The 8,198-nt window shown below is 57.3% G+C and carries 7 protein-coding genes; 4 read left to right on the forward strand and 3 right to left on the reverse strand.

The genetic code is table 11. The features are described from left to right. Both GIW28_RS30165 and GIW28_RS30170 read left to right on the forward strand, forming a co-directional pair. Positions 1-265 (forward strand): hypothetical protein (locus GIW28_RS30165; RefSeq protein WP_236490483.1); only part of this gene is annotated, 265 nt, incomplete at its 5' end. 71 nt (positions 266-336) lie between these two features. Beyond that, a complete protein-coding gene (locus GIW28_RS30170) occupies positions 337-747 on the forward strand; it encodes a winged helix-turn-helix domain-containing protein (RefSeq protein ID WP_017137562.1) in 411 nt (136 codons plus the stop codon). Positions 748-910: 163 nt separating this feature from the next. Here the strand turns inward: GIW28_RS30170 and GIW28_RS30175 are convergent, their stop codons facing one another. Continuing rightward, positions 911-1,771: a Dyp-type peroxidase gene (locus GIW28_RS30175; RefSeq protein WP_236458980.1), complete on the reverse strand. Its 861-nt coding sequence runs from the start codon at positions 1,769-1,771 to the stop codon at positions 911-913. Between the two features lie 28 nt (positions 1,772-1,799). Continuing rightward, complete coding sequence (locus tag GIW28_RS30635) at positions 1,800-1,928, reverse strand: hypothetical protein (protein ID WP_017137560.1); 129 nt, start codon at positions 1,926-1,928, stop codon at positions 1,800-1,802. Positions 1,929-2,165: 237 nt separating this feature from the next. Between GIW28_RS30635 and GIW28_RS30180 the strand changes: the two genes are divergently transcribed. Continuing rightward, complete coding sequence (locus tag GIW28_RS30180; RefSeq protein ID WP_236447419.1) at positions 2,166-3,782, forward strand: NADP-dependent glyceraldehyde-3-phosphate dehydrogenase; 1,617 nt, start codon at positions 2,166-2,168, stop codon at positions 3,780-3,782. Positions 3,783-3,945: 163 nt separating this feature from the next. Continuing rightward, positions 3,946-5,007, forward strand: coding sequence for an FUSC family protein (locus GIW28_RS30185; protein WP_017137558.1), 1,062 nt, complete (start codon positions 3,946-3,948; stop codon positions 5,005-5,007). Positions 5,008-5,072: 65 nt separating this feature from the next. Here the strand turns inward: GIW28_RS30185 and GIW28_RS30190 are convergent, their stop codons facing one another. After that, entirely contained in the window at positions 5,073-8,123 is a 3,051-nt protein-coding gene (locus tag GIW28_RS30190) for a hypothetical protein (RefSeq protein WP_236490485.1), read from the reverse strand. Between the last annotated feature and the right edge of the window lie 75 nt (positions 8,124-8,198).

Raw genomic sequence — 8,198 nt, forward strand, 5'->3', positions numbered from 1 at the left:
GGTGGAAGCCGGTGCCGGTTTGTATGGCGCCACCGAAATCGGTGCAGTGGCCGGCACCATCAGCGGCATCCTTGGCGGCGCCACGGCGATTCTCGGGGGTATCGGCAGCGCGTTCCTGCCGTTCGCCCTGGCCGATGCCCATGGCAAGGCGCAAGACGCGTTCTACGGGCAACTGACACCTGTGCTGCAGCAATACGGCCTCACCGGTGGCCCGACGATGGATGGCGATTATCCGTCTGACCCGATCCCGGCGATCAACACCTGACTCTCCCTGGCAACCCGGCGTAAAAAGGAGCCGCGTCGGGCTGCAATGTCCACGCACAAAGGTTAACTGACATGACGTACTCGACTCGCAGCCACCTCACCGATGACGCCTCTTTCGGCATTCACTTCGGCCCGTTCCAACTGCTGCCCCACCGTTATCTGCTGCTCAAGCATGGGCAACCCGTGAACCTGGGCAACCGCGCCCTGACCTTGCTGATCGCCCTCGCCTCCCGGCCTGGTGAATTGCTGCATAAACACCAATTGCTCGACATCGCCTGGCCCAGGCTGGTGGTGGAGGAATGCAACCTGCGCACACAGATCAAGACCCTGCGCCGCGCGCTGGGCGACAATGACTCGTTCTACATCGCCACCGCAGCGGGCCTGGGTTATCGGTTCGTCGCGCCCACCTGGTTGGAACCCGAGCCGGTGCAGGTGATGAAACCGTCGGTGGATGGTGACGATAAGCGCCAGTGGGTGGCGTGATCTACGCCCCCACACAATCAAACTGTGGGAGCTGGCTTGTGTGGCGAGGGAGCTTGCTCCCGCTGGGATGCGAAGCGCCCCCAGGATAGCTGCGACTGCTGCGCAGTCGAACGGGAGCAAGCGCCCTCGCCACAGCCCCCCACACTGTTTCAGATCTGGAGGATCAGACGAGTGCGCTCACGTCCAAATGCCCATCCTTCACCGGTGGGCACCAGTAGTAGCCACCGGTCAGCGGCGTACTGATCCGATACAACCCATCCACAATCCCGTCTTCCAACCCGCTCATGCGCCGCAGTTGCGCTTCAAACGCATCGAAGGAATGCCCAAACGCCAGGAACATCAACCCCGCTTGGCCGTTCTCGGCCCACGGCATCGAGCGGCGCACCACAAAGGCTTGCGGGGTAAAACTTTCCTGGGCGGTGCGTTTGGTGTGAGCGGATTCGGGGGCGTCGTCCAGCTCTTCGTTATCGCCATGGCGGCGGCCGATGATGTGGTCACGCTCCTGGGCGGGCAACGCGGCAAAACCATCGAGGTCGTGTTGCCATTGCTGGATCGCGGCAAAGCTGGCGCCGCTGTCGGTCAGGGCGGCTTCGACGGCGGCGGCGGCGTGGGGGTTTTCGGTGCCGTCTTCGTAATCGGTCAGATCGAAGCCGGTCTTGTAGCGGAAGCCTTCGGTCATCTGCACCAGCCGGAATGCCGGAGCCAGGGCCTTTTCAAATGCGCGGCTGCGCAGCAGCAGTTCACCGCGATCCACACCGTGCAGCCACACCCACAACGCCTGCTGGGTGGACGGGTTATGGGCGCCTGGGCCAGTAACGGCGGGGAATGCGCGCAGCCCTTCAATGTGCGCGCCGAGCGAAGTTACCAGCGGCTCGCCAACACCGACCACTGCGCCCGCGTCCGCCAACTGCACCAGCGCGTCTAACGCGGCGGGTACGGCTGCCAGTGCATCAACGGCAAAAAACAGATGGCGTGCCTGCAACGGCACCGGTACGGCAAGAATGCCCGGCTGGTAGTGACTCATGTGAACTCCTTCTGAAAAGCCGCGCAGTTTAACCGGCCAGCGCGGGCTTTTGCTCAAGGTTTTCCAGATCACGCGGTTCCAGGCCCAATTGCGCCTTGAACTGCGCCCAGCCTTTGGGCGTGACCCGCACCGCACGCGAATCCCTGGCGCTGATCAATCAGGCGTGCGCCACGGCCTGCTGTATGGCCTGCTGTTTGTACTCAGCCTGTATTTCTGGGCCTCTCGCCGCTGCGCACCGGCGTGGCGTTCCTGCCACTGACGGTGTTGGTGAGCATCGGCAGCCTGACGGCCGGCGAGTGCGTGCGCGCCTTCGTAACGCGTCTGGCGCTTGCCACACAGCCCTTGGATGGGTGACTCTCTAGTCATGTTTTGCAACTATTCCAGGGGTAGCGACATGACCACCAGTAACCTGCTCGCCCAGCTGTTTCCCACCGCCGCCAGCGAAATTCCCGAGCAATTCCGCCTGGCCGCGCCCATCGAACAGCGTGATTACCTGGTCGACGGCCAGTTGCAGGTGTGGAACGGCCCGCTGGCCAAGGTGCAAAGCCCGGTGCAACTGGGCGATGAGCGCGTACACATCGGCAGCACGCCGCTGCTGGATGCCGACACCGCCCTCACCGCCCTGGACACCGCCGTGCGCGCCTATGACCGCGGCCAGGGTGAATGGCCGACGATGCGCGTGGCCGAACGTATCCAGCATGTCGAAGCCTTTTTACGACGCATGCGCGAACAGCGCGACGCGGTGGTCAAGCTGCTGATGTGGGAAATCGGCAAGAACCTCAAGGACTCACAGAAAGAGTTCGACCGCACCTGCGACTACATCACCGACACCATCAACGCCCTCAAGGAACTCGACCGCCGCAGCAGCCGCTTTGAGCTGGAACAGGACACCCTCGGCCAGATCCGCCGCGTGCCACTGGGCGTGGCGCTGTGCATGGGCCCTTACAACTACCCGCTCAACGAGACCTTCACCACGCTGATCCCCGCGTTGATCATGGGCAACACTGTGGTGTTCAAGCCGGCCAAGCTCGGCGTGCTGTTGATTCGCCCGCTGCTGGAGGCGTTCCGCGACAGCTTCCCGGCCGGCGTGATCAACGTGATCTACGGCAGCGGCCGCGAAACCGTCAGCGCGCTGATGGCCAGCGGCAAAATCGATATCTTTGCGTTTATCGGCACCAACAAGGCCGCCAGCGACCTGAAAAAACTGCATCCAAAGCCACACCGCCTGCGCGCAGCCTTGGGCCTGGACGCAAAAAACCCCGGCATCGTGCTGCCCGAGGTCGACCTGGACAATGCCGTGAGCGAAGCGGTCACTGGCTCCCTGTCGTTCAACGGCCAACGCTGCACTGCGCTGAAGATCCTGTTTGTGCACGAAGCGGTAGTCGACAGCTTCATCCAGAAATTCAACAGCAAACTGGCGACGCTCAAACCCGGTATGCCCTGGGAAGACGGCGTATCGCTGACGCCGTTGCCGGAAGTCGGCAAGGTCGATTACCTCAACGCGTTGGTGGCCGACGCCGCGCAGCACGGCGCCAAGGTGGTGAACCCCAATGGCGGCGAAAGTCGCGGTTCGTTCTTCTACCCCGCCGTTTTGTACCCGGTGAACCCGCAAATGCGCGTTTACAACGAGGAACAGTTCGGCCCGGTTGTACCGATCGTGCCGTACCGTGACCTGGATACCGTGATCGAATACGTACTGGACTCGGACTTCGGCCAACAGTTGAGCATCTTCGGCACCAACGCCGTGGAAGTCGGGCGGCTGGTGGACACCTTTGCCAACCAGGTCGGGCGTATCAACATCAACGCCCAGTGCCAGCGCGGGCCGGACACCTTCCCGTTCAACGGGCGCAAGAACTCGGCCGAGGGCACGCTATCGGTGCATGACGCGCTGCGCGTGTTCTCGATCCGCACGTTGGTGGCGACCAAGTTCCAGGAGAGCAACAAGGCGTTGGTCAGCGATATTTTGCGTAATCGAGATTCGAGTTTCTTGACCACGGATTACATTTTCTGAAGACAGCGCCGCTCCCTGTATAAACAGGTCAGAGTGGGAGCTGGCTTGCCTGCGATAGCATCACTGCGGTCTGACTGAAAGACCGAAGTGCCTGCATCGCGGGCAAGCCCGGCTCCCACACGCGATCCGGTCCACCCTGCATAATGAGGCCACTTTAATACCGATGAACCTGCCCTTCTTCGCCCGGCGCTTGTTGCGCCCCTTGCTCGACCCCTACCGCCGCTACCGCCACGCCAAGCTGATCCACGCCGTGCGCGTGTCCATCGGCCTGCTGGCGACCATCCTGCTCACCACCGGCATCAACCTGCCCCACGGCGAGTGGGCCTCGGTGACCATGCTGATCGTGATCGGCGGCTTGCAGCACCACGGCAATATCGGCAAAAAAGCCGTGGAGCGCGCCTACGGCACCCTGATCGGTGCCAGCGTCGGCCTGCTGCTGGTGGTGCAACAGGCCTATTTCGGCATACCGCTGCTGACCTATCTGCTGATGTCGGTGGTGTGCGGGTTCTTTTCCTATCACGCCATCGGCAAGGGCGGTTACATCGCGCTGCTGTCGGCGATTACGGTGTTTATCGTCGCCGGCCACGGCGACAACCCGATCTCGGATGGCTTGTGGCGCACCGTCGATATCCTTATCGGCATCGTGTTGGCACTGGCGTTTTCCTTTGCCCTGCCGCTGTACGCGGTGTATTCGTGGCGCTACAACATGGCCAGCGCACTGCGCGACTGTGCAGCGATTTACAGCCGCATCATCAACGGCCAGTCAGTCACTGACGATGAACACTTCAAGCTGCTCAACCGCCTGAATGCCGCCATACTGCAACTGCGCTCGCTGATGCCTTCGGTGTCCAAGGAAGTGCGTATCTCGATGACCGAGCTGGACATGATTCAACGGCACCTGCGCATGTGCATCAGTACCCTGGAGATTCTTGGCAACACCCGGCCGGACCCGCGTGATGAGCAGGCAATGGCGCGGATGCAAGTGATGTTAAAGGCCGAGCACCGGCAGATTCGCGTGCAATTGGTGGGGATGGCGCGCGCACTGAAATCCGGCTTTACCGAGCGCCTGGAGCGGCCTGCGGTGCACGCAGCGGATGAAGCTGGGTTGGATGCACCGGTGCAAAGTGCATTGGATGGGTATCGGTTGTTGACGTTGCAACTGGTCGGCAATGTGGAGGCGATGCGGCAGTTGCTGGCGAAGACGGCAAGTCATTGGAAGATTTGAGAGCGGTGAAAAAAGGGACAGCCTACGGTTAGGTAGAGCTGTCCCGATTGTTCAGCGAGGAAGGATCATGTCAGGCGAATGATGCTGGCGGAGTTGACGATGAAATCGTTACCTAAGCCACTATTCTGATAGTTATGAAGGGTAACGGCCGTTACCCCGTTTGCAGGAACCTTAACGTTAGCGGCTAGCGTGTACCAAGTATTCTTGGGCGGCGAGACCACGCCAGAAATCAATCGCCCTCCTACATGTATTGCGAGAGAAGGATCCAAGTTCCATCCACCTGACGGCGAATAATTAAATATAGTAAATGAAACTTGATAGATATGAACAGCGTTAAGATTTAGATAGGTCGTGATTACCGGCCCCGCATAAGTGGGCGGTCTATCTGCAATAGTAGACAAATCAAGTCCTGATCCCGAAAACTTATATCGATCTGCTCCATTGCCTGGCGTCCAAGGGCCTAACCCGTAGACAAAGTTAGTACCCAGTGTCGCAAATGAATCAGACTTAGTGTACTGCACTAACGGAAACACCAACGCTCGGGTTTTGTCCACACCGCCATCGAAGGCAACCCTCACCTCCAGCTGAAACGTTGTACCATTAGGCAGTGCCGTCAGCGTGCCACGCAATACGGGTATATTTACAAAACCATTTTTTACTTCATCCACATTGATGGTATGAGCGGGTAATATTTCCACCGACCTGCCACCACCAATAAGGGTTATCCATATTGTTTGCCCTGCTTTACACAGCGGGACCTTGACCATGTCCGCTCGTGTATTACCGGCAAAGGTATTCAAATCGACAGTGGTACCAGCAGCTTGATTATTGATCGTTGCCTTCGGAAGGTTAGCGGGCGCAATCGCAGCAACCGATACTGTTTGAACTTCAGAGGGCGTGGATTTTCCATCACGCACGAGTACGTACATCAACTGTACCCTGCGCCCAACACCATTGTGCAGCGCCTGCTCCCCAGTAAAATCGGCCAACACTGAGCCCGTCGCACTGCCTGGAACCTCCAACTCTACAACCTCTCCATTTTCCTGTATCCATTTACACAATAAAATGTCCGAGGCGCGCATACCTTTAAGTACTATTTTGACGACAACGCTTTTCTCAATGGCCAGTGGGTCAACCGTTGTTTCTTGTGCGATCGTGGCGGCGCCAATAAGGGTCGGGAAGGCCAGCACGGTAGGAAGTTGCTGGATCACATAGGCTGTTTCGCCAAAAGGTATCGCCGTCTGCATAAGAGGAATTTTTACAAAACTGACCGAGAACGAAACTTTTAACAATGAGCCGTCCTTAAGCAGAGGTATTTTATCCATCGCCAAAGGAACGGAGACGCCCTTGGCAAGGTGATCTGCGATGACCTCGTTCGGCGTAAAAATTTTATTTTCGTAAAGTCCGCCATCAGCGAATTCGCCAGTGATCGTCATGAACATGAACTGACCCACGCTGATAAATTTCCATACATCAATAATCCAGCGAGGCGCATCCAGCTCGTAGACCGGCAGCACCGTGGTATGTGCGTATTTGCTGATATACGGCCTGGGCAGTGCATCGAGAGGCAACAGCAATAACTGCAAAGGCTCGAACGCGTAGCTGAATGACCCGCGAAGCAACGTGCAATTCATCAGGATATTATTGCCATCAGGCCGCACCGCCAGTGTGATCACTTCAACCGGAATTTTAAATGTGAAAACACCGAGCTTCGGATCAACCGTTATTTCTAGCTTATGTTGGCTGATACCATACTGCCCAAGCCAGGAAATAAGAAGGCGGTCACCTTTTGCGGCCTTCGAGTACCTCACCTCGCCATTCGCGCCGTTGATGACAGCCACCGGGTTAATCGTCATCGCGGTGGCGTTCGCCTCAAGCAGTTTAAAGCTTTCGAGGTTCACCGGCTCACCGATACTAAGCTTGAGCACTTCCGAGCGCAGGGTGACGGGCGGCGCCCCTGGGCTCATCACGCTGTAATAGATATCGAGACTCTTGCCTAGGTTATGCTCAATAAACGCCTGCTCAATGGGTGTCTCAAGTTCCAACAAGGCCTCCCCTGCAATATCCTCAAAGATATCAATTTCAATTTGAAGATAGTTTCTCGGCGATTCCCCTGCAAGGGTAAGGACTATCGTGTTCCCGACTTTTGTATTGGCATAATTAAAGTAGACCCCAACCGAATAGCCATTCAAATCCTTCAGGTCAAGGTTCCAGTTACCGTAGAATTTTTTAGCCTCTTTAATATACACTTCAGGCAATACTGGAAGCGCCTTGCCCACCTCAGCCATCACGACTTCTGATTGACGAGGACTGTTCCCATTGAACATTCTTACGTCTAAAAAAACATCAAACGGCCCCAGCCCATCGAACTGTTTCAAGAGGTCTGCCGGCAATACCTGTGTTCCGCCCTCAGCACCGGCGCGCTGCCTACTCAAAGTAACGAGTGTCGCACCGTTTTGGCCGCCTTTGTGCACCGCTTGTATAAGCTCGAGGTTGTTCGCTGCATAAGGTGAATATATCGGAACCTCAGCGACTCCATTCACATCTGCTGAAATCAGCCCGGCGTTAAAAGGGTGGAGAAGTTTCAGCGCCGGCATCCGTGTCGGTGTACCGGTTATATCGAGCGAGTAACTACCCGATTCTTTAATGAAGACATCCTTAGCAGTCCTCCACTCCCACCATAGGCGTATCGTGCCGCGGCCTATGTCATGGAAAAATTTACTGGGGAGTGAGATCGTCTCTGATTCAAAATTTCTGTCCGTGATGGCGTCGAAGCGCGTAATGACGGGTGAACCGCCCTCCGGGGAAGCTTCCACAACCAATACGATTTTGTTGAGCGGCTTGGGTGCCGGTTTTGATTTGGGGGGGTGGATCAACACTATAACTTCAGCATCAAATGGGACATCCAGATCAATGACGGTAATTTCATCGCTGTTCTTCATCACCACGGGGGCGTTGAGCAAGTTGGGATCTATTTCGCTGCGCAACATATAGGGCTTGGAAAGGGTGTACGCCCCCAGAGGCTCATTCCCCACTACGTCCTTCACGCCCATGCGAACAGTGAAAGTTCCGCGCGGTGGAAGCTTTTCCAGGTAGCCCTCGTAGGGAACTGACACAGGGTAGCCGCCCTTTTGGGACGCCTCTGTCGGACTGACCGTATGCGTATACGAAAACGTACCGAAATAGAATAT

It is taken from the genome of Pseudomonas sp. PA-5-4B (assembly GCF_021606215.1).
Lineage (GTDB): Bacteria > Pseudomonadota > Gammaproteobacteria > Pseudomonadales > Pseudomonadaceae > Aquipseudomonas > Aquipseudomonas edaphica.